This window comes from Streptomyces sp. NPDC059002, assembly GCF_042740435.1.
Classification (GTDB): Bacteria; Actinomycetota; Actinomycetes; order Streptomycetales; family Streptomycetaceae; genus Streptomyces.
In genome coordinates, this window is record NZ_JBHYJI010000017.1 from 57,639 (window position 1) to 78,546 (window position 20,908).

Here is a 20,908-nt window from a genome sequence, read left to right on the forward strand (position 1 = left end):
GCAAGGGTCTACGCGCGGAGATAGCGATCTTCGCCTTATGTCTTCATACTGAAACGGCTCGTTTATGGCCGCTTTCTTTCGTAAGAAAGCACAATCAGGGCGTGACGAGGATGAAACGCGAGGGCGGGACGATCAGTTCCCGCGCTCCGCGCGATTTGCCACCCGCACAAGATTCATGAGGTCCGCATGTCTCCCTCGGCCAGCGCCCCGGTCGACGCCAAAACTCCGAACCCGAACCCCCCGCAGAGCGGTCTGGACGGGTACTTCAAGATCACGGAGCGGGGCTCCACCCTGGCCAGGGAAGTCCGCGGCGGCTTCGCCACCTTCTTCGCGATGGCCTACATCATCGTGCTCAACCCGATCATCCTGGGCAGCGCGAAGGACATGTACGGGCACCAGCTCGACAACAAGCAGCTGGTCACCGCGACCGTGCTGACCGCCGCCTTCACCACGCTCCTCATGGGCGTCATCGGCAACGTCCCGATCGCGCTCGCCGCCGGACTCGGCGTGAACACCGTGGTCGCCCTGCAGCTCGCGCCCCGCATGTCGTGGCCCGACGCCATGGGCATGGTCGTCCTCGCCGGATTCGTCGTGATGCTGCTCGTCGCGACCGGTCTTCGCGAACGCGTGATGAGCGCCGTGCCGCTCGGCCTGCGCAAGGGCATCGCGATCGGCATCGGCCTCTTCATCATGCTGATCGGCCTCGTCGACTCCGGCTTCGTCTCGCGCATCCCGGACGCCGCGCACACCACCGTCCCCCTGCAGCTCGGCGGCGACGGGCACCTCAACGGCTGGCCCGTCCTCATCTTCGTGCTCGGCGTGCTGCTCACCCTGGCCCTCATGGTCCGCAAGGTGCCCGGCGCCATCCTCATCAGCATCGTCGTCATGACGATCGTCGCGATGATCATCAACTCCGTCGCGGACATCCCCTCCTGGGGCCTGACCACCCCGGAGTGGCCCGGCAACCCCGTCTCGACCCCGGACTTCGGGCTCGTCGGCGAGATCAGCATCTTCGGCGGCTTCGAGAAGGTCGGCGTCCTGACCGGCATCCTCTTCGTCTTCACCGTGCTGCTCTCGTGCTTCTTCGACGCGATGGGCACGATCATGGGCATCGGCGACGAGGCCAAGCTGACCGACGACAAGGGCAACATGCCCGGCATCAACAAGGTCCTCTTCGTCGACGGCATCGCGGTCGCCGCCGGTGGCGCCTCGTCCTCCTCGGCCACCACCTGCTTCGTGGAGTCCACGGCGGGTGTCGGCGAAGGAGCCCGCACGGGCTTCGCGAACGTCGTCACGGGCGGGCTCTTCGCCGTCGCGCTGTTCCTCACGCCGCTCGCCACGATGGTCCCGTCCCAGGCGGCCACGCCCGCGCTGCTCGCGGTCGGCTTCCTGATCCTCTCCGGGTCCATCCGGGAGATCGACTGGAGCGACTACACGATCGCGATCCCCGCGTTCGTGACGATGCTGATGATGCCGTTCACGTACTCGATCACGAACGGCATCGGCATGGGCTTCATCAGCTTCACGGTGCTGAGGCTGGCCGCGGGCCGTGGGCGTGAGATCCCGGTCGCCATGTACGCGGTGTCGGCGGTCTTCGCGTTCTACTACCTGATGCCTGCGCTGAACCTGACGTAGCTCTGTCGTTCCCCGCGCCCCTTACGCCACCCCGTAGAACTTCTCCGTCTCCTCGACCGACGTCGCGAAACGTTCGTCGAAGTCGTCGCGAATGAGCGTCCGGACCACATAGTCCTGGACGCTCATTCCTCTTTTTGCCGCGTGCTGCCGGAGCCGGTCGAGCAGCTCACCGTCTATCCGCAGGCTGAGCACTGTCGATCCCATGCGTGACAGGGTCCACGGGCCCCGCGGGCGGATGCGTCGCTTTCCGAAGTCACCTCACTCATATGGGTGACGAAAAGGTTCGGTGCCGCGCATGCGGGAAACCGAGTGGTCTTTAGCGAGGGTAATGAGTTACGCTAACAAACATGCCGGACCTCTCCCATGGTGACGACGCCGTCGCCGTGAACGCCCTGCGCTCCGCCGTGATGCGCCTGTCCCGTCGACTCAAGCACCAGCGCGTCGACGAGTCGCTGAGCCCCACCGAAATGTCGGTGCTCGGCACCCTTGCCCGCTGCGGCAGCGCCACTCCGGGCGAACTCGCCCGCAAGGAGCATGTGCAGCCGCCGTCGATGACCCGCATCGTCGCCCTGCTCGAGGCCAAGGGGTTGGTCCGGCTCGAGCCGCACCCCGAGGACCGCCGCCAGAAGGTGGTGACCCAGACGGAGACCGCCGAGGCCATGCTCGAGGAGAGCCGCCGCAAGCGGAACGCCTGGCTGGCCGGTCTCGCCGACCACCTCGACGAGGACGAGTGGGAGCGGCTGCGCGCGGCGGCTCCCGTACTGGAGAAGCTCGCGCACTTGTAAGCGACCCAGCAGGGCAGTGCCCACTGCCACGTACGCCAAAGGAGGCGAACCCACTTTGAGTACGGGATCCGGAGCAGACTCCGCCCCCGCACCAACCGCCCTCGACTCAGCCGTCCGCCCCCGTAAGTCCTCGATGTTCAGCTCGCTGAAGATCCGCAACTACCGGCTCTTCGCGACCGGGGCCGTCGTCTCCAACACCGGTACCTGGATGGCCCGCATCACCCAGGACTGGCTGGTGCTCAGCCTCACCGGTTCCTCCGCGGCCGTCGGCATCACCACGGCCATGCAGTTCCTGCCGATGCTGCTCTTCGGCCTGTACGGCGGCGTGATCGCCGACCGGTTCGCCAAGCGGAAGCTGCTCTTCTGCACCCAGGGCGCGATGAGCATCAGCGGGCTCTTCCTCGCCGCGCTCACGCTCAGCGGCCACGTCCAGGTCTGGCACGTCTACGCCGCGGCCTTCTTCACCGGCCTCGTCACCGTCGTCGACAACCCGACCCGGCAGTCCTTCGTGTCCGAGATGGTGGGACCCGACCAGGTCCGCAACGCCGTCTCGCTGAACTCCGCCAACTTCCAGTCCGCGCGCCTCATCGGCCCCGCCGTGGCCAGTGGTCTCACCGCGGCCGTCGGACCCGGCTGGGCGTTCCTCGCCAACGGCCTCTCGTTCCTCGCGCCGCTGACCGGACTCATGCTGATGCGCACCTCCGAACTGCACCACACCCCGCGCAAGCCGCGCGGCAAGGGGCAGTTGAGGGAGGGCCTCACCTATGTCTCCAAGCACCCCGAGCTGATCTGGCCGATCGTCCTCGTCGGCTTCATCGGCACCTTCGGGTTCAACTTCCCGATCTGGATGAGCGCCTTCGCGGACGACGTCTTCCACGGCGGCGTGGGGATGTACGGGCTCTTCAACACGCTGATGGCGGTCGGCTCGCTGGCCGGTGCGCTGCTCGCGGCCCGCCGCGGCACCTCGCGCCTGCGGCTGCTCGCCGGGGCCGCGATCGCCTTCGGCGCGCTGCAGATCGTGGCCGCTTTCGCGCCCGAACTGTGGATGTTCGTCGCGCTGATCGTGCCGATCGGCATCCTCGGCCTGACGGTGAACGTCACCGCCAACTCCTCGGTCCAGATGGCGACCGACCCGGAGATGCGGGGCCGTGTCATGTCGCTGTTCATGATGGTCTTCACCGGCGGCACGCCCCTTGGCGGACCGCTCTTCGGCTGGCTCGCCGACGCCTACGGGGTCCGGGTCAGCATGGCCGTCGGCGGCCTCGTCTGCGCGCTCGCCGCGGCCGGTGTCGGCCTGATGCTGGCCCGCGCCGCGAACCTGCGGCTCAAGGTGGACCTGCGCCGCGGCCGGCAGCACCTGCAGTTCGTGCCGAGGGAGCGGGAGCTGGCGACCGCGGCGTGACGCCGCGCGGGGGTCAGGTGTGCGGGGCCGGGTCAGACCCGCCGCGCGAGCACCTGGCCCGGCCAGCCGTTCGTGCCGGTGAACGCCTCGGCCCGGGTGAAGCCGTTGCCCTCGTAGTACGCGACGAGCTTGCCGTCGTCGCCCGCGTAGCAGTCGACCCGGAGCAGGGAGACGCCCTGCCTCCGGGTCTCCTCCGCCGCGTGCGCGAGGAGCGCGGCGCCCACCCCGAGGCCCGCGAACCGGCGGTCGGCGACGAGCAGGTGGACGTACCGCTCGGGTTCGGCCACGGCCGGGATGAACTCCCCGGGTCCTTCGGTGAGAGTGACCGTGCCCGCCGTCGTCCCGTCGACCTCGGCGACCCACGGGTAGCCCGTGGTCAGGTACTTCTCCACCAGGGCGACCGCCTTCGGATTGGCCGACCAGGGCTTGTCGCCCCACTGTCCGGTGCGGCCCTGCGTGACGAGCCACTCGACGGCGCCGTCGAAGAGGGCGAGCACGGCGGGCAGGTCGGCGGCGTCGCCCGGGCGGATGCTGATCTTTCCCCTGTGATCCATGAGCGGCAGGCTAACCCCATGAGACTCTTCGCAGCGGTGCTCCCGCCGAAGGCCGCGACCTCGGAACTTTCCGCCGCCACGGCCGCGTTGCGGCGGCTGCCCGGCGCCGACGCGCTGCGCTGGACGGCCCGTGACAGCTGGCACTTCACGCTCGCGTTCATGGCGGAGGTGCCGGAGGAGACCGTTCCGGACCTCTGTGCCCGTCTGGAGCGGGCCGCGCACCGTACGGCGCCGTTCTCGCTCGCCCTGCACGGCGGCGGGCACTTCGGCGGCCGGGCGCTGTGGGCGGGCGCCACGGGTGACGTGGCTGCGCTGCGCCTCCTCGCGCAGCGGGCGGACGCGGCGGCCCGCAAGGCGGGCGTCACCATGGAGGAGCACCGGCACTACCGCCCGCACCTGACGCTGGCGCGCGGCAAGGGGGATCCAGGTCTCGGCCCGTACGTCGACGCGCTCCGCCCCTTCGACGGCACGGCCTGGACGGTGGCCGAGCTGACTCTCGTACGCAGCAATCTGCCCGTGAGCGGGGTGCCGGGCCTGCGGCCGCGCTACGAGGCGGTCGGGCGGTGGGTGCTGGGAGGCGGCGCGGAGGTGTCCGGCGGGGCCGGTTAACCTCGATGTGTGGACCCGAAAACCAGGAACCGGATCATGGCCGGTGTGCTTGTGCTGATGTTCGTCGTGGTGGCGGTGGCGGCCGCGTTCGGCGGCTGAGCGCTGCGCTGACGGAGCGGTCAGGGGTCTGTCCGGTTCGCCGGACAGACCCCTGAGCCGCCGCCGTCCGCTACCAGGCGAACGACTCCGGCGAGGGGCCGGGGCCGGGGAAGATCTCGTCCAGTGAGCCGAGGAGTTCCGGCGAGAGCTCCAGGTCGACGGCGCGCAGCGCGGAGTCCAGCTGGTCCGCGGTGCGGGGGCCGACGATCGGCGCGGTGACGCCGGGCCGGGTGAGCAGCCAGGCCAGGGCGACCTCGCCGGGTTCGAGCCCGTGCTTGTCGAGCAGCTCCTCGTACGCCCCGACCTGCGCGCGGACCTCCGGCTTCGCGAGTTCCGCGGCGGCCCGTCCGCCGGTGCGGCGGGCGCCCCCGCCCGCCTTCTTCAGGACACCGCCGAGCAGGCCGCCGTGCAGCGGGGACCACGGGATGATCCCGACGCCGTAGTCCTGTGCGGCCGGGATGACCTCCATCTCGGCGTCGCGCACGGCGAGGTTGTACAGGCACTGCTCGCTGACCAGGCCGTAGCTGCCGCGCTGCCGTGCCCGCTCATTGGCCTGCGCGATCTTGTAGCCGGGGAAGTTGGACGACCCGGCGTACAGGATCTTCCCCTGCTGCATGAGGACGTCGATGGCCTGCCAGATCTCGTCGAACGGGGTGTTCCGGTCGATGTGGTGGAACTGGTAGATGTCGATGTGGTCGGTCCGCAGCCGCTTCAGCGACGCCTCCACGGCCCGGCGGATGCTGAGCGCGGAGAGCCGGTCGTGGTTGGGCCAGGTGGTTTCCCCGTCCCGGGTCATGTTCCCGTACACCTTGGTGGCGAGCACGACCTTGTCGCGCCGCTCGCCGCCCTGCGCGAACCACGTCCCGATGATCTCCTCGGTGCGGCCCTTGCCCGCGCTCTGTCCGTAGACGTTGGCGGTGTCGAAGTAGTTGACGCCCGCGCCGAGCGCGGCGTCCATGAGCGTGTGGCTGTCCCGTTCGTCGGTGAGCGGCCCGAAGTTCATGGTGCCGAGCGTGAGCCGGCTGACCCTGAGCCCTGTGCGTCCCAGCTGTGTGTACTTCATGGGCGCCCAGCCAACGTCCTGGAGTGGGCTCCAGGCAAGGGAATCGGCGCGACGCGCGGACTCGGGCGCGGCTGCGGGCCGGGTCACCGGCGGTGGTACATCACGCGCCGCAGCCCCGCCTCGACCGGCCCGCGTCGTCCGGCCCGCTCCAGGGCGTAGGCGCCGACCACCGTCACCAGCCACACCCCGACCGCGAACAGGGCCATCGTCGCGCTGGTCAGATGCGCGCCGAGGCCGAGGCCCCAGGCGGCGAGGAGGGGAGCGAAGAGGAGCGAGTGCGTGAGGTAGCAGGAGAGGGAGCGTTTGCCGACGGCGGAGACCGCGACGACGGCCCGCGCGCCGCGCCTCGCCGGGCGCCGCGTCCACCAGTGGGCGAAGAGGGTGACGGCGGCGACGTAACCGATCCCTGCGGCGTTCCCGGTGGTCTCGCGCAGGATGGTCAGCGCCCCCGATTCGCTCTGTGCGTCGTCCGGTACGGCGAGCGCGCCGATGTGCGCGAGCGCGGCGGGCAGCGCGCCGAGCCAGCCGATCGCGATGCCGATGACGGCGGTGCGGCGCAGCAGCGGCAGGTGCCGCCCCGGCTCCTCCAGGATCCGGCGGCGCGCGGCCCAGAAGCCGAGCAGGAAGACGGTGAAGCCGCCGCCGACGAGGGAGAGCGGGGCGGCCACGAAGGTGACGAAGAAGCCGCTCTCCAGACGGGTGCCCGCCGCGTCGAGCCAACTCGGGTCGCCCGCCGCGTACCCGGTCGCGCCGGGCTCGGCACCGGCGTCCCCCAAGGACCCCAACTCGCCCCGGAGCGCGGCCGATACGACCGGCTCCGCCGCGCCCCACAGCAGCAGTACGGCGCCGATCCCGATCCACCACTTCAGCGCGCGGTCGCCGCGGCGCAGGAAGAGCAGGCCGAGGCCGAGGCTCAGCAGTCCGTAGTAGCCGACGATGTCGCCCGCCATGAGGAGTGTGGCGTGCGCGATCCCGATGACGATCAGCAGCAGGCTCCGCCTGCGGAGGATCCGCGCGGCGCCGCGCGGGGAGGTCCCCGCGGCGGTCTGGCGCAGGTAGAGCTGCGTCATGCCGTAGCCGAAGAGGAAGGCGAACAGCGGGTACACCCGGAGATCGAGCCCGGTGATCATCGCGAACTGGACGACACGATCGGCCACCCCGCCGTCCACGGGCTGCCACCCCGAGGGCCCGTGCTCGGCCTTCCACAGGTGGAAGGCGGTGTTGGACAGCACGATGAGCAACAGCATGGCGCCGCGGGCCAGGTCGGGGGCGAGGGCGCGTTCCTTGGCGGCCATGCCCGCGGGCCGGGCGGCCGCCGCCTGTTGCGTTGTCGTCTCGGTGGTCATGCCTGGACGGTAGGAAGCGGGGCGGGGCGCCCGCGTCCGTCCAAGGGCTAGGGGGCGCAGACCAAAGTGGCGTTCGCGGGGCCTCCGGTGTCCCCGAGTGCACGGGGCGATTCTGCCGTCTCACGCCGGGCCGGTGGGGGCGCGGTAGCGGCCGGGTGTGGTGCCGAAGGTGCGGGTGAAGGCGTGGGAGAGGGCGTAGGGGGAGCTGTAGCCGACCTGGCGGGCCACCGTGTCCAGGGAGGCCGTCGTGTCGCGCAGGAGTGCGGCCGCGCGGGACATGCGCCACCAGGTGAGGTACGCCATGGGGGCGCGGCCCACGAGGGGGGTGAAGCGGCGGGCGAGGGTGGCGCGGGAGACGCCCGTGCGGGCGGCCAACGTGTTGTTGGTCCAAGGGGATTCGGGCGACGCGTGGAGGAGGCGGAGGGCCTCGGCGACCACCGGGTCGGAGAGCGCCGCGGTCCAACGCGGGCCCGGCGTACGGGAGTCGGACGCGCTGTCCGTCATCCAGGCCCGCACCATGTAGACCAGGAGCAGGTCGAGGAGGCCGGGGAGCACCACGTCCGCGCCGGGGCGTGCCGCGCCCGCCTCGCGGCGGAGCAGGTCGATCGCCGCGCGGAGTTCCGGGTGGTGGCCGGGGCGGCGCGGCAGGTGCACGATGTCGGGGATCTCGGCGAGGAGCGGGTGGGCGTGGCCGCGGCCGAGACGGTATTTGCCGCACAGCAACTCCGTTGCGGCACCGCCCTGTTCGGGAGGCCCTGTGGCGGCGTCCTGCGTCATCGGCAGGCCGTGCTCGGCCAGCCACGGCTCGAAGGGGATCGCCCGTGCGACCGTGCGGTCGTCGGCGGGGGAGTCCGCGAGCACATGGCCCGCGCCGCGCGGCAGCAGCACCGCGTCGCCCGCCGCGAGGGTGAAGGGCGCGCTCCCGTCGTCGGGCAGCAGCCAGCAGCTGCCTTCGAGGACCACACGGAAGCCCATCCCGTCGTACGAGGGGAGGCGGCTGCACCACGTGCCGGACACCCTGACCCGGTTGGAGTCCGGCTGCCCGATCCGCGCGGCCGCTATCGCGTCGCTCACCACGTCCATGGCGACAGCCTAGTGGGGGGTGAGACGCATGCGTATCTGTTTGAGCCGTGCGGGCATTGGGACGCTCAGGCGGTCGTCCTACGGTCGGGTCATGGAGGAACGAGTCATGGAGGAACAGGCTGTGGAGGGACGGGCCGTGGGGGGATGGACCGCGGAGGGACCTCTCGCGCTGGGCGACGTCGGTGTCAGCAGGGTCGTGGAGCTGCGGAGCCCCTTCCTGCCGGCCGGTACGTTCGTGCCCGGTGCGCCCGAGGACGTGTGGCACGCCAACGAGGACTGGCTCGCACCCGACTTCTGGGATCCGGGCAGCGGCCGCGTCGTCGCCACCGTGCAGACCTGGGTGCTGAGGAGCGAGGGGAAGGTCGTCCTCGTCGACACGGGGGTCGGCAACGGCAGGGAGCGGCCCGGCTCACCTCACTTCGAGCACCTCGACACCGACTTCCTCGACCGGCTCGCCGCCGTCGGCGTGCGTCCCGAGGACGTCGACGTCGTCGTCAACACGCATCTGCACGGCGATCACGTCGGCTGGAACACCCGTGACGTGGACGGGGATTGGGTGCCCACCTTTCCCAACGCCCGCTATCTCGTCCCGGCCGCCGACCACGCGTACTTCGGGCCTGACCGCGGGGACGCCGTGCGCGAGGACCACCGGATGATCTTCGCCGACAGTGTCGCGCCCGTCGTCAGGTCGGGGCAGGCCGTGCTCTGGGAGGGCGCCCACCGCATCGACGGCAACCTCGTCCTGGAGTCCGCGCCCGGGCACACGCCGGGATCGTCCGTGCTGCGGCTCGATTCCGGCGGCGAGCGGGCCGTGTTCGTCGGGGATCTGCTGCACACGCCGGTGCAGATCCTCGAACCCGGCTGCAGCAGCTGCCTCTGCGAGGATCCGCGGCAGGCCGCCGAGAGCCGGATCCGGGTGCTCGGACGGGCCGCGGACGAGCGGGAGTTGGTGGTTCCCGCGCACTTCGGCGGGTCGGGCGCGGCCGAAGTGCGGCGTGCGGGCGGGAAGTTCGAGATCAGCCGGTGGGCAGCGTGAGCGCCTCGGCGCGTGGGGCGTCCGCCGCCGCGCAGGGCCCGCCGATTCCCCAGGCCTGCGCCATCGCCGTGGCGAACGCCCCGGCCAGCTTGTGTTCGCCGCTCGCGTTCGGGTGCGTGCCGTCGTAGGTGTCGGCGTGGATGTCGTACGACGCCGGGCGCGAGGCGAGGAGCAGTGGCGAGGCGCCGGTGTCGAGGTCGGCGACGGCCTTCGCGAGCAGTTCGTTGAAGCGGGTGACCTCGGCGGCGAAGGGCGCGTCCGACTCGGCGCGGACGTTGGGGATGACGGGGAGCAGGACCATCCGGATCCGCGGGTTCGCGGTGCGGGCCCCGGCGACGAAGGAGCGGACGTTCCGCGCGGTCTGTTCGGCGTTCGTGTAGAAGCCGAGGTCGATCAGGCCGAGGGAGATGAGCAGCACGTCGGCCGGGTCGCGGGTGAGCGCGCCGGAGATCTGCGGGGCCATGTGGAGCCAGCCCTCGCCCCAGCCCGCGAGGTGGTGGCGGGGGAAGTCGGGTGACGCGTCCGCGTAGTCGTGGGAGAGGGGTTCTCCCGCCGTCTTGTCGAACAGGGCGCTGCGCGGGCCCACCACGGCGAAGCCCTCGTCGCCGAGGGTGTCCCGGAGGTGCTGCCACATCCGGTATCGCCAGGTGTGTTCCCCGGCGCTTCCGATCGTCATCGAGTCGCCGACGAACATGAACCTGAGCATCCGCTCATCATGGCCGATCAGGCGGGCCACCTGCGATGTGAGGCTGAGCACGCCGCACGGCCGCGCGGATGGCACGCTTGGGCGCATGCGTTCGCTTCGGTCTCTTCCGTCCGTTCTCGCCGGTGCCGTACTGGCCTTCGCCGTCGCCGCACCCGCGGCGGCCGACGACCACGACGGATTCACCATCAAGGATCCGCGGATCGTCGAGTCCAGCGGTCTCGCCGCGTCCCGCGCCCACCCCGGCGTGTACTGGACGCACAACGACCAGGACAAGGGCGCCTTCCTGTACGCCGTCGACTCCAGGACGGGCAGGACGGTCGCCACGATCACCATGACCGGGGTCGGCGCGCCCCGCGACGTCGAGGCGATCTCGGTCGGCAGCGACGGGAACATCTACGTCGGCGACATCGGCGACAACCTCAACGGCACCTGGTCCAACGTCTGGGTCTACAAGCTGCCCGAGCCGAAGAAGCTGACCGACCAGACCGTGCGCGCCACGCAGTACGTCGTGAAGTACGCGGACGGGGCCAGGGACGCCGAGGCGCTGATGGTGCACCCGAAGACCGGGCGCCTCTACATCGTCAGCAAGAACGAGGACGGCGGCGGACTCTACGAGAGCCCGGAGCGCATGTCGGCGTCGGGCACGAACGTCTTCCGGCGCATCGCCGACATCGACCTCTGGGTGACCGACGGCGCCTTCTCGCCGAACGGCGAACAGCTCGCCCTGCGCGGCTACTTCGGGGGCATCTGGTACGCGTGGCAGGGCGAGGGGAAGAAGCCGCAGCGCAAGGGGCGGCTGAGCGTGCCGTTGCAGCGGCAGGGCGAGTCCGTCACGTACACCCTGGACGGCACGACGCTGATGTACGGCACCGAGGGCGAGCAGAGCGCGGTCACGCCCGTGGAGGCGCCGGGCGGCGGCGAGGGCGGCAAGTCGCCGTCGGGCGACGGCGGTTCGGACGACGGCGGGGGCGGATCCGGGGTCGACGGGGGCTTCAGGACGGGGGCGATCGTCCTCGGTGCGGTGCTGCTCGCCGTGTTCGGCCTGAAGCGGCTTTCGCGGCGCGGCGGCAAGTAGGGGGGCGGCAAGTAGCGGGGCGGCGGCCGGGGGGTCAGGCCGTGCCGCGCCGGGCGACCAGCGCGTCCAGGCCGTCGAGCAGGCGCTGCAGGCCGAACTCGAAGTGGTCGAAGTCCGGGCCGAAGGCGTCCTCGGTGAGGTTCGCGAGTGAGGGGTAGCGGCCGCTGCGCATGATCCGTTCCAGGGCGGGGGCCTGCGCCTCCCAGAACGCCCGGTCGGAGAGGCCGGTCTTCTTCGCCGCCTCCGCCTCGTGCACCTGGGTGCGGGCGACCCCGGTGACGTATCCGTCGGTCATCACGATCACCCCGATCAGCTCGGGGTCGGTCAGGCCCATCGGCTTGATCCGGGACAGGGTCCTGTCGAGGCCGCCGACCGTGCCGGGGCCGAGCACCGGGCGGGCCTGGTTGACGTGCAGCAGCCAGGGGTGGCGGCGGTAGAGGACGAGGGTGTCGCGGGCGTACGCCTCGACGGCCTCGCGCCAGCCGCCGGTCCAGGGCTCCGTCTCGTCGGCGGGCGCGAAGACGCGGTCCAGCATCAGGTCGAGCAGGTCGGCCTTGCCGGGGACGTAGCGGTACAGCGACATCGTGCCGGTGCCGAGCTCCGTGGAGAGGCGGCGCATGGAGACCGCGGCGAGCCCTTCGGCGTCCGCGAGGCGCACCGCCTCGGTGACGATCCGGTCCAGGGTGAGCGCCGGCTTGGGTCCCCGCGTCGGGCGCTCGCTCTCGCCCCAGAGCAGTTCGAGGCTGCGGGTGATGTCGCTGCCGGTGCGCTGGACGGCGCCGCCGTTCGTGCTCGTCATACCGCTCAGCCTAATCGCCCGCTCAGAAATTGGGTACGCCGTACCCGAAAAACTGGGTACGCTGTACTCGCTACTGGGTACGCCGTACCCAGATGTGCGTACCCAGATGTGCGTACTCAGCCGGGCCCGACCGGACGACCGGGCTCAATCGGACGACGCGGGAGAAAGGCAGTCGATGAACGGGAACGGCTTCGCGGTACGGGCCGAAGGGCTCGAGAAGCGATACGGGGAGAAGCGCGCCCTCGACGGATTCGACCTGCACGTCGAGCGGGGCACGGTGCACGGCCTGCTCGGACCCAACGGCGCGGGCAAGACCACCGCCGTACGGATCCTCTCCACCCTCGTCCGGCTCGACGGCGGCCGCGCCGAGGTGGCCGGCGCCGACGTGGTGCGCGAGCCCGGACTCGTCCGCGGCCGCATCGGCCTCACCGGGCAGTACGCGGCGGTCGACGAGGTCCTCACCGGACGGCAGAACCTGGAGATGTTCGGCCGCCTCTTCCACCTCGGCGCCCGGCGCGCGGCCCTGCGCGCCCAGGAACTCCTGGGGCAGTTCCGCCTGGAGGACGCGGCGGAGAAGGGCGCGGGGCAGTACAGCGGCGGCATGCGGCGCAGGCTCGACCTCGCCGCCTCGATGATCCTCGCGCCCGCCGTGCTCTTCCTGGACGAGCCGACCACCGGCCTCGACCCGCGCAGCCGCCTCGAAGTCTGGGACACCGTACGGGACTTGGTCGCGGGCGGCACGACCGTCCTGCTCACCACCCAGTACCTGGACGAGACCGACCGGCTCGCCTCCCGCATCACCGTCATCGACCGGGGCAGGGCCATCGCCGACGACACCCCCGACGGCCTGAAGAACACCGTGGGCGGCAGCCACCTCGACGTCGTGGTCGACGAGGCCGCCGACCTGCCCGCCGCGGTCAAGGCCGTCGCCCGCGTCTGCGCAGGGGAACCGCTGGTCATCGACGCGGAACGCCGCGTGCAGGCCCCCGTGACGGACCGGGTCGGCGCCCTCACCGAGGTGGCGCGGACCCTGCGGGACGAGGGCATAGCGGTCGAGGACATCGGGCTCCGCAGGCCCAGCCTGGACGACGTGTTCCTGCGCCTGACCGGTCAGATGTCCGAGAGCGACGAGAAGAAGGAGGCCGCGGCATGAGCGTCGCCCTCACCGCCGACACCTCGCACGGGCGCCTCTTCTGGGCCCTCGCCGACTGCTGGAACGTCACCCGCCGCTATCTCACCCACTTCCGGCGCCAGCCGATCAACATCGCCTGGCAGCTGGGCTTTCCCATCATCAGCGTGCTGCTGTACGGCTTCGTGTTCGGCGAGGCGATGAAGGTGCCGGGCGGCGGCGAGGACGGCGACTACAAGCAGTTCCTGATGCCCGGCATGTTCGTGATGACCATGGCCTTCGGGTTCATGAACACCGCGATGGGCGTCGTCACCGACTCGACGAAGGGCGTCATCGACCGCTTCCGCTCGATGCCGATGGCCCCCTCGGCGGTCGCGTCGGGCCGCGGTCTCGCCGATCTCATCGTGGCCTGCGCGGAGTTGACCATCCTCGCGCTGACCGCGCTGGCCATCGGCTGGCGCTCCAGCGCCGGATTCCTCGACACCGTCCTGGCCTTCGGCCTGCTGCTGTTCCTGCGGTTCAGCCTGATCTGGGTCGGCGTCTTCCTCGGCCTCGTCGTACCGACCCCGGAGGCGGCCGGCGGACTCTACGCGGTGGCCTTCCCGCTCACGATGATCTCCAGCGTCTTCGTGGCGCCGTCCCTGATGCCGGACTGGCTGGCCCCGATCGCCGCGTGGAACCCCGTCTCGTCGACGGGCACGGCCACCCGCGAACTCTTCGGCAACCCCGGCGCGGGCGGCGCCAGTTGGGTCGAGCAGAACGCGGTCCTGATGGCGGTGGTGTGGCCGCTGCTGATCTCGCTGCTCTTCTTGCCGCTGGCGGTGCGGAAGTTCAAACAGCTGAGCCGCTGAGCCCCGTAAGGGGCGCGGGGAACTGCGCGACCGGCCACGACGAAAGCCGCGGCCGGTCGCTCAGCGAACAGGACAGTCAGAGCTGCTCGATGACGTAGTCGATGCACTTGGTGAGCGCCTCGACATCCGCGGGGTCGATCGCCGGGAACATCGCGACCCGCAACTGATTGCGCCCGAGCTTGCGGTACGGCTCGGTGTCCACGATGCCGTTCGAGCGCAGAGCCTTCGCCACGGCGCCCGCGTCGATCTCGTCCGCGAAGTCGATCGTCCCGATGACCTGCGACCGCTTGGCCGGGTCCGTGACGAACGGCGTCGCGTACTTGGACTCGTCGGCCCAGCCGTACAGCGCCTGCGAGGACGCGGCGGTGCGGCCGGTCGTGAACTCCAGGCCGCCCTGGCCGTTCATCCAGTCCAGCTGCTCGGCGAGCAGGAACAGCGTGGCGAGCGCAGGGGTGTTGTACGTCTGGTTCTTGCGGGAGTTGTCGATCGCCGTGGGGAGCGAGAAGAACTCCGGCACGTGGCGGCCCGAGGCGTGGATCCGCTCGGCGCGCTCGATCGCCGCGGGGGAGAACGCGGCGAGCCACAGGCCGCCGTCGGACGCGAAGGACTTCTGCGGGGCGAAGTAGTAGACGTCCGTCTCGGCGATGTCGACCGGCAGGCCGCCCGCGCCGGACGTGGCGTCCACCAGGACGAGGGACCCGGCGTCCGCGCCCTCGACGCGCTTGATCGGGGCTGCGACACCCGTCGAGGTCTCGTTGTGGGTGAAGGCGTAGACGTCGACGCCCGCCTCCGCCTTCGGGTCCGGGTGCGTGCCCGGGTCGGAGGAGATCACGGTGGGCTCGGCCAGCCACGGGGCGAGCTTGGCCGCCTTCGCGAACTTGGAGGAGAACTCGCCGAAGCTGAGGTGCTGCGACTTGTTCTCGATCAGGCCGTGCGTCGCCACGTCCCAGAACGCGGTGGATCCGCCGTTGCCGAGGATCACCTCGTAGCCCTCGGGGAGGGAGAAGAGGTTCTGCACACCCTCACGCACCCGGCCGACCAGGTTCTTGACCGGGGCCTGGCGGTGGGAGGTGCCGAGCAGGGAAGTGCCGGTGGCGGCCAGGGCGTCCAGCGCCTCCGTACGCACCTTGGAGGGGCCCGCGCCGAAACGGCCGTCGGCGGGCTTCATGTCAGCGGGAATCTGGATCTCAGCCACGGGGTGAGCCTAGCGGCTCAGGGCGCGGGGGATTTTGGGTGTCCGGCGGGTGAGATCTGGTGCCTCACGGGGTGGACGACTCGGGGCTCTGCCCCGGACCCCGCTCCTCAATCGCCGGAGGGGCTGAGAATCATCGGCCGGAGCTGCCCAGAATCACTGGCAGCTCGTACAAGTCGTTCTGCGTCACCACCGGCTTGTTGCGGAGCTCTGTGCGCGGGACCGCCAAGGTCAAGTCCGGGAAGCGGGCGTACAGCGCCGGGAGTGCCACGCCCGCCTCCAGGCGGGAGAGGGCCGCGCCGGGGCAGACGTGGGGGCCGTGGCCGAAGGAGATGTGGCGGGTGGGGGACGTGCGGGTGATGTCGAAGGAATCCGCCGTGGGCCCGTGCGCCTGTTCGTCGCGGCCTATCGCGGCGTACGAGACGATCAGTGCGTCGCCCTGGGGGATCACCTTGTCGCCGACGGGGACGTCCTGCGCGGCGAAGCGGATCAGGACGTGGGAGGTGGGGGTGGAGTGGCGGAGGGTCTCCTCGACCACCGCGTCCCAGCCGACCTGGCCGGAGCGGACGAGTGCGAGCTGTTCGGGGTGGGCGCAGAGGTTGACGACGGCGTTGACGATGAGGGAGATCGTCGTCTCGTGGCCCGCCGCGACCATCAGCTGGAGGGTGGAGAGGATCTCCGCGTCGGTGAGGTGGTCGCCGTCCTCGGAGGCCTGGATCAGCGCGCTGGTCAGGTCGTCGCCGGGTTCCGCGCGGCGGGCGGCGACGACCTTGCCCATCATCTCGGCGAGTTCGCCGAGGGTGGCCACGACCTCGTCGGGCGGCGTCTGGGTGGAGAAGAACTTGTCGAAGAGGACCTTCAGGCGCGGGTGGTCGGCCTCGTCGATGCCCATGAGGTCGCTGATGACGTACATGGGCAGGGGGTAGGCGAACTCGGCCTTGAGGTCGACCACTTGGGAGCCCGCCGCGGGGAGCCTGTCGAGGAGGCCGTCCGTCAGCTCCGCGATCCGCTCCCGCATCCGCTCCACCCGGCGCGGCGTGAGCGCCTGCGCGACCAGGGTGCGCATCCTGCGGTGTTCCTCGCCGTCGACCGTCAGCATGGAACGGCCGGGGTTGGCGAGGCCGATCAGCGGCCAGTCGGCGGGGATCTCGCCGCGCCGCCAGGCGCCCCAGACCTCGATGTCCTTCACCAGGCGCTTGTCGGTGAGCAGTTGGCGGGCCTCGGCGTGGTGCGTGACCGCCCACACCGGTACGCCGCCGGGCAGCTCCGCCTCGGCGAGCGGTCCCGCCGCGCGCAGCCGTGCGCTCTCGCCGTCCAGGTCGGTGACGAACGGGTCCAGGGCGATACGCGTCATCTGGAGTCTCCAAACGCTGAGGTCGGGGTCGGGGTGAAGCGCACCGGCAGATCGGTGAGACCGCGCAGCCAGGGGGAGGGGCGGCGGGTGAGGTCCTGTGCGGGGACCGCGAGGTCGAGGTCGGGCAGCCGGTCGAGGAGCACCTCGATGCCGGTCCGCGCGATGACCTCGGCGACCTCCTGGGCCGGGAAGGGGCAGCGGTGCTCGCCGTGCCCGAAGGCGAAGTGGGCGCTGTTGCCGCCGGTCAGCGCGGAGCCGTCGGTGCGGACCTGCGGGTCGGCGTTGGCGGCGGCGAGGCCGAGCAGGAGCAGGTCGCCGGAGTTGATGCGGCGCCCGCCGAGCTGGGTGTCGCGCGAGGCCCAGCGGCCCGCGACGTTCTGGGTGGGGGTGTCCTCCCACAGGACCTCGTTCATGGCCTCGGCGACGCTGTGCCTGCCGCCGAAGAGGGAGGCGGCGAAGCGGTCGTCGGTGAGCATCAGGCGCAGCGAGTTGCCGATCCAGTCGGCGGTCGGCTGGTGGCCCGCGGCCATCATGACCATGAGGTCCTGGGCGATCTCCTCGTCGGTGAAGCCCGAGGTGTCGTCGAGCATGGACGAGGCGACGTCCTGGCCGGGGTCCGCGTGCTTGTCGGCGATCAGCGCGACCATCGACGAGGCGAGGTGCTGCTGTCCCGCGAGGGCCCGTTCGCGGCCGTCGATCATGTCGTTCATGGCGGTGACGAGGCCGGGGCCCTGTTCGTCGGGGAAGCCGTAGATGCGGGCGAGGACGCGGACGGGGAGCAGCATCGCGTAGTCGGCGATGATCTCCGTGGCGCCCTTGCCGCAGAAGGCGTCGATCAGTTCGTCGGCGAACTGCTCGGCGTGCGTCCTGAGTTCGAAGGGGTCGACGGCTTCGAGGGCGTGCGCGATCATCGCGGCGCGCTGGGTGTGCCGTTCGCCGACGGTGTAGAGGATCGACGGCTGCTTGTGGCCGATCATCGGGAGCAGCGGCCAGTCGGCGGGGATGTTCGGCCACTGGTTCCACAGGTCGGAGTCGCGGCTGAAGAGCATCGGGTCGCCGGTGACCTGGTGCAGTTCGCGGTAGCCGAGGACGAGCCAGGCGGGCACGTCGCCGTCGAGCAGGACGGGGGCGACGGCGCCGTGGTCGCGGCGCATCTCCCGGTAGAGCTCGGCGGGTTCGGTGGCGAACCGGGGTCCGGACAGCGGGACGGCGGCGCCGGTTGCGGGGCAGGTCACGGGGCGGTCTCCTGGGGGACGTACAGGGACTTGAGGTGCTGCACGAGCGTGATCAGCACGTCCTTGCTGGACTCGCGGGAGCGTGCGTCGCAGTCGATCAGCGGGACGCCGGGGTCGAGGTCGAGGGCCTCGCGCAGCTGGTCGGCGGTGTGTGCGGGGCCGCCGAAGTCGTTGCGGGCCACGATGAACGGCGTGCCGTGGTGCTCCAGGCGGTCGATCGCGTACCAGGAGTCGGCGAGGCGCCGGGTGTCGACGAGGACGACGGCGCCGAGCGTGCCGGAGAAGAGGCGGTCCCACAGGAACCAGAAGCGTTCCTGTCCCGGGGCGCCGAAGAGGTAGAGGACGTTGTGCTCGTCGAGCGTGATGCGGCCGAAGTCGAAGGCGACGGTCGTGGACGTCTTGGCGCGCAGTCCTTCGAGGTCGGCGAGGTCGTCGATGCCCTGCCCGGCCTGCGTCATGGTCTCCTCGGTGTTGAGGGGACGTATCTCGCTGACCGAGCGGACCAGGGTCGTTTTGCCGACGCCGAAGCCGCCGACGACGACGATCTTCAGACCGTTGTCGGCGGTCGCGGTCAACTCTCTTCGGGCAGCACTGCGTTCAGAGATTGCGGAGTCCAACGAGCACCTGCTCCAGAAGGTCGGGGTCGGGAACGCTGTGGGGGGCGGCCGAGCGCGGATGGCGGGCGCTGATCCGGCCCGCGTCGAGCAGGTCGGAGAGCAGGATGCGGGTGATGCTCACCGGCAGGCCCAGCTCGGCGGCGATCTCGACGACGGCGGTGGGCAGCCGGCACATCCGCAGGATCGCGGTGTGCTCGGACTGCATGCCGGGGACCGGATCGCACTCGCTGACCACGAGGGTCACCAGGTCGAAGGGGGCGTCGGGCGCCGACCTGCTGCGTCCCCCGGTGAGGGTGTACAGCCGGTCGGGGGAGTCGTCCCGGCCGGGGCGGCTCATGAGGCGGGCAGGGTGCGGGGGTCTTCGGTCGCGCGCGGTGCGGCGCGCAGGTGCTCGCCGAGCTGCTCGACCAGTTCGCTCATGGTGTGCCCGACGAGCCCGGCGTCGGCGTCCTCGGCGGCGATCACAGCGAGGTGCGCGCCCTCGCCGGCCTCGACGATGAAGAGGATGCCGCCGTAGAACTCGGCCATCGCCGAGCGGACGCCGCCGCTGCCGTCGCCGAACTCGGCGGACGCGCCGTGCGAGAGGGACTGGATGCCGGCGGCTATCGCGGCCAGCTGGTCGGCCTGGTCGACGGAGAGCTCGGGGGTGCGGCACAGCTTCAGGCCGTCCCGGGACAGCACGAGGGCGTGCCGGGCGCCGGGGGTGCGCTCCAGGAGCCCTTCGAGCAGCCAGGTGAGCTTGGCGTCGGTCGTGGTGGTGCCGGTGTGGCCGGTCGTCATCGGGGGGTGTCGCCTTCCGGGTGCGGGGGAGTTGCGGGGGCGTCCGGCTCGTCGGAGGGGGTGGCGCGGACGGCCTGGCGGAAGCTGCTGAAGCGGGCCGCGGTGGTGCGCGCGTCGGCGGCGGTACGAGTGGCGGGCGCGGCCTCGGCGGCCCGGGCGCGGGCGCTCTCGGCGGCGGCGAGGGTCCGGCCGCGGGGGCGCTTGGGGAGCCCGCCCGCGGGGGCGGGCGCCTTGTCGGCGGCGGACTCGTGGGTGGGCACGGGGTCGCGGTCGACGGGTGCTTCGGTGAGGGCTGAGATGTCGGTGATGGCTGAGATGTCGGTGGTCTCGGTGGTCTCGGCGGTCTCGTACGCCCGGGTGGTCCAGGTCTCCGGGACGGTCACGGGGACCGTGGCGGAGGTCGGGGTCGAGGTGGCGACGGGGGCCGGTGCCGCGGCGGGGAGTTCGGCCGGGGCGGGGGCGATGTCGGAGGGGCGGGAGAGCAGTTCCTGCGGGATGAGTAGGAGCACGCCGGTGCCGCCGCGCGCGGAGGGCCTGAACGACACGGTGAGGCCGTGCTTGCGGGCCAGCCTGCCGACGACGGGCAGGCCGAGCCGGGTGCCGGACAGGCCGCCGAGGCCGGTCGTCGTGCCGGACACGGCCCGCTCGGCGCGGCGCTGCTGCACGGGGCCCATCACCAGGCCGCTGTCCTCGACGGAGACGATGACGCCGGCCGCGACCTCTTCGATGTAGACGTGCACTTCGGAGGTGGGCGGCGAGAAGTTGGCTGCGTTGTCGAGGAGTTCGGCCAGTGCGTGCATGACGCCTTCGGCGGCGTGGCCCGCGACGGCGACCTCGCTGGCGGAGTGGACGCGCACGCGCTGGTAGCCGCCGATGCGGCCCATGGCGCCGCGCAGGATGGACTCCATGACGATGGGGCGGGCCCAGCGGCGGCCCGAGCGGGCACCGGTGAGGACGGCCACGGAGTCGGCGATGCGGCCCGCCTGCGCGGTCCTGTGGTCGAGGTGGAGGAGGTCGGTGAGGACGTCCTCGTCGGCGTGCCTGCTCTCCATCTCGCGCAGGTCGGCGAGCATGCCGGTGGCGAGGGCCTGCATGCGGCCCGCCGCGTTGGCGCAGGCGGCGAGGGCGGCGGCGCGCTCGGACTCGGCGGTGCGGGTGCGTTCGGTGAGCACGGCCTTCTCGCGCTCGTGCTCGGCACCGAGGCGGGCGTGCTCCTGGCCGAACTCGGTGGCGCGCCTTGCCTGTTCCTGCTGGAGGCGGGCGATGTCCTGGCGTGCGGTGGTGAGGCGGAGCCGCAGCAGGCCCGCGGTGCGTATCGCGTGGAAGGCCACGGTCACGGCGGCGGTGAGCGCGAGGGACGCGGCACCGGCGCCCCAGGCGAGGGGGACGTGTACGGAGGAGGGCGCGAGGGCGACGGACGCCCCGGTGAGCGCCGCGGTGACCAGGGCGCAGGTCAGCAGGACGAGCGCGGAAGGGCGCAGCGGAGCCTGCTCCGTCCCGGTGCGCGCTGTGGGGGTTGGCGCGGTCATCAATCGGGTTCCTCGATCGGAAGCGACAC

At 71.4% G+C, this 20,908-nt stretch carries 22 protein-coding genes; 8 read left to right on the top strand and 14 right to left on the bottom strand.

Annotation, left to right across the window (positions count from 1 at the left end):
- Positions 1–186 precede the first annotated feature (186 nt).
- A complete protein-coding gene (locus ACFWZ2_RS17790; RefSeq protein WP_384546585.1) occupies positions 187–1,635 on the top strand; it encodes an NCS2 family permease in 1,449 nt (482 codons plus the stop codon).
- A 21-nt stretch (positions 1,636–1,656) separates the two neighbouring features.
- Here the strand turns inward: ACFWZ2_RS17790 and ACFWZ2_RS17795 are convergent, their stop codons facing one another.
- Positions 1,657–1,839: a ribbon-helix-helix protein, CopG family gene (locus ACFWZ2_RS17795; protein WP_384546587.1), complete on the bottom strand. Its 183-nt coding sequence runs from the start codon at positions 1,837–1,839 to the stop codon at positions 1,657–1,659.
- Between the two features lie 143 nt (positions 1,840–1,982).
- Between ACFWZ2_RS17795 and ACFWZ2_RS17800 the strand changes: the two genes are divergently transcribed.
- Together ACFWZ2_RS17800 and ACFWZ2_RS17805 are read left to right on the top strand one after the other, a co-directional pair.
- Positions 1,983–2,420, top strand: a complete 438-nt coding sequence (locus tag ACFWZ2_RS17800) for a MarR family winged helix-turn-helix transcriptional regulator (protein ID WP_384546589.1) — start codon at positions 1,983–1,985, stop codon at positions 2,418–2,420.
- A 55-nt stretch (positions 2,421–2,475) separates the two neighbouring features.
- Positions 2,476–3,822, top strand: a complete 1,347-nt coding sequence (locus tag ACFWZ2_RS17805; protein ID WP_384546591.1) for an MFS transporter — start codon at positions 2,476–2,478, stop codon at positions 3,820–3,822.
- A 32-nt stretch (positions 3,823–3,854) separates the two neighbouring features.
- Here ACFWZ2_RS17805 and ACFWZ2_RS17810 read toward each other — a convergent pair whose 3' ends face one another.
- Positions 3,855–4,376, bottom strand: coding sequence for a GNAT family N-acetyltransferase (locus ACFWZ2_RS17810; RefSeq protein ID WP_384546593.1), 522 nt, complete (start codon positions 4,374–4,376; stop codon positions 3,855–3,857).
- Positions 4,377–4,394: 18 nt separating this feature from the next.
- Between ACFWZ2_RS17810 and thpR the strand changes: the two genes are divergently transcribed.
- Positions 4,395–4,985, top strand: a complete 591-nt coding sequence (gene thpR, locus ACFWZ2_RS17815) for an RNA 2',3'-cyclic phosphodiesterase (protein WP_384546595.1) — start codon at positions 4,395–4,397, stop codon at positions 4,983–4,985.
- 169 nt (positions 4,986–5,154) lie between these two features.
- Here the strand turns inward: thpR and ACFWZ2_RS17820 are convergent, their stop codons facing one another.
- From ACFWZ2_RS17820 to ACFWZ2_RS17830, 3 genes are all read right to left on the bottom strand, one after another.
- A complete protein-coding gene (locus ACFWZ2_RS17820) occupies positions 5,155–6,147 on the bottom strand; it encodes an aldo/keto reductase (protein WP_384546598.1) in 993 nt (330 codons plus the stop codon).
- Between the two features lie 83 nt (positions 6,148–6,230).
- Positions 6,231–7,493: a DUF418 domain-containing protein gene (locus tag ACFWZ2_RS17825; protein WP_384546600.1), complete on the bottom strand. Its 1,263-nt coding sequence runs from the start codon at positions 7,491–7,493 to the stop codon at positions 6,231–6,233.
- Between the two features lie 120 nt (positions 7,494–7,613).
- Entirely contained in the window at positions 7,614–8,576 is a 963-nt protein-coding gene (locus ACFWZ2_RS17830) for an AraC family transcriptional regulator (protein ID WP_384546602.1), read from the bottom strand.
- Between the two features lie 106 nt (positions 8,577–8,682).
- Between ACFWZ2_RS17830 and ACFWZ2_RS17835 the strand changes: the two genes are divergently transcribed.
- On the top strand, positions 8,683–9,612 hold the full coding sequence (locus ACFWZ2_RS17835) for an MBL fold metallo-hydrolase (protein ID WP_384546763.1): 930 nt from the start codon (positions 8,683–8,685) through the stop codon (positions 9,610–9,612).
- Here the strand turns inward: ACFWZ2_RS17835 and ACFWZ2_RS17840 are convergent.
- Positions 9,593–10,318 carry a GDSL-type esterase/lipase family protein gene (locus ACFWZ2_RS17840; RefSeq protein ID WP_384546604.1) on the bottom strand — a complete coding sequence of 242 codons (726 nt, stop codon included), beginning with the start codon at positions 10,316–10,318 and terminating at the stop codon, positions 9,593–9,595. The two genes, ACFWZ2_RS17835 and ACFWZ2_RS17840, sit on opposite strands and share 20 nt — an antisense overlap.
- An 85-nt stretch (positions 10,319–10,403) precedes the next feature.
- Here ACFWZ2_RS17840 and ACFWZ2_RS17845 point away from each other — a divergent pair, with 85 nt between their 5' ends.
- Entirely contained in the window at positions 10,404–11,393 is a 990-nt protein-coding gene (locus ACFWZ2_RS17845; RefSeq protein WP_384546606.1) for a WD40 repeat domain-containing protein, read from the top strand.
- Between the two features lie 34 nt (positions 11,394–11,427).
- On the opposite strand, the gene ACFWZ2_RS17850 is transcribed toward ACFWZ2_RS17845, so the two are convergent.
- Entirely contained in the window at positions 11,428–12,192 is a 765-nt protein-coding gene (locus ACFWZ2_RS17850) for a TetR/AcrR family transcriptional regulator (protein WP_384546607.1), read from the bottom strand.
- Between the two features lie 175 nt (positions 12,193–12,367).
- Here ACFWZ2_RS17850 and ACFWZ2_RS17855 point away from each other — a divergent pair, with 175 nt between their 5' ends.
- Both ACFWZ2_RS17855 and ACFWZ2_RS17860 read left to right on the top strand, forming a co-directional pair.
- The gene (locus tag ACFWZ2_RS17855; protein WP_384546610.1) at positions 12,368–13,345 is read left to right on the top strand and encodes an ATP-binding cassette domain-containing protein; all 978 of its coding nucleotides are present in this window, start codon (positions 12,368–12,370) and stop codon (positions 13,343–13,345) included.
- Positions 13,342–14,172 (top strand): ABC transporter permease, encoded by an 831-nt coding sequence (locus tag ACFWZ2_RS17860; RefSeq protein ID WP_384546612.1) that lies wholly within the window; start codon positions 13,342–13,344, stop codon positions 14,170–14,172. Before ACFWZ2_RS17855 ends, ACFWZ2_RS17860 begins: the two co-directional genes overlap by 4 nt.
- Before the next feature lie 76 nt (positions 14,173–14,248).
- On the opposite strand, the gene serC is transcribed toward ACFWZ2_RS17860, so the two are convergent.
- From serC to ACFWZ2_RS17895, 7 genes are all read right to left on the bottom strand, one after another.
- Positions 14,249–15,367, bottom strand: a complete 1,119-nt coding sequence (gene serC / locus ACFWZ2_RS17865) for a phosphoserine transaminase (protein WP_384546614.1) — start codon at positions 15,365–15,367, stop codon at positions 14,249–14,251.
- 130 nt (positions 15,368–15,497) lie between these two features.
- Entirely contained in the window at positions 15,498–16,718 is a 1,221-nt protein-coding gene (locus ACFWZ2_RS17870; RefSeq protein ID WP_384546616.1) for a cytochrome P450, read from the bottom strand.
- The gene (locus ACFWZ2_RS17875; protein ID WP_384546618.1) at positions 16,715–17,953 is read right to left on the bottom strand and encodes a cytochrome P450; all 1,239 of its coding nucleotides are present in this window, start codon (positions 17,951–17,953) and stop codon (positions 16,715–16,717) included. The genes ACFWZ2_RS17870 and ACFWZ2_RS17875 overlap by 4 nt, the downstream gene beginning before the upstream one ends.
- On the bottom strand, positions 17,950–18,570 hold the full coding sequence (locus ACFWZ2_RS17880) for an ATP/GTP-binding protein (protein ID WP_384546620.1): 621 nt from the start codon (positions 18,568–18,570) through the stop codon (positions 17,950–17,952). The genes ACFWZ2_RS17875 and ACFWZ2_RS17880 overlap by 4 nt, the downstream gene beginning before the upstream one ends.
- The gene (locus ACFWZ2_RS17885; RefSeq protein WP_384546622.1) at positions 18,551–18,907 is read right to left on the bottom strand and encodes a DUF742 domain-containing protein; all 357 of its coding nucleotides are present in this window, start codon (positions 18,905–18,907) and stop codon (positions 18,551–18,553) included. Before ACFWZ2_RS17885 ends, ACFWZ2_RS17880 begins: the two co-directional genes overlap by 20 nt.
- Positions 18,904–19,350 (bottom strand): roadblock/LC7 domain-containing protein, encoded by a 447-nt coding sequence (locus tag ACFWZ2_RS17890; protein ID WP_384546624.1) that lies wholly within the window; start codon positions 19,348–19,350, stop codon positions 18,904–18,906. Before ACFWZ2_RS17890 ends, ACFWZ2_RS17885 begins: the two co-directional genes overlap by 4 nt.
- Positions 19,347–20,879 (bottom strand): sensor histidine kinase, encoded by a 1,533-nt coding sequence (locus tag ACFWZ2_RS17895; RefSeq protein ID WP_384546626.1) that lies wholly within the window; start codon positions 20,877–20,879, stop codon positions 19,347–19,349. Before ACFWZ2_RS17895 ends, ACFWZ2_RS17890 begins: the two co-directional genes overlap by 4 nt.
- Positions 20,880–20,908 lie beyond the last annotated feature (29 nt).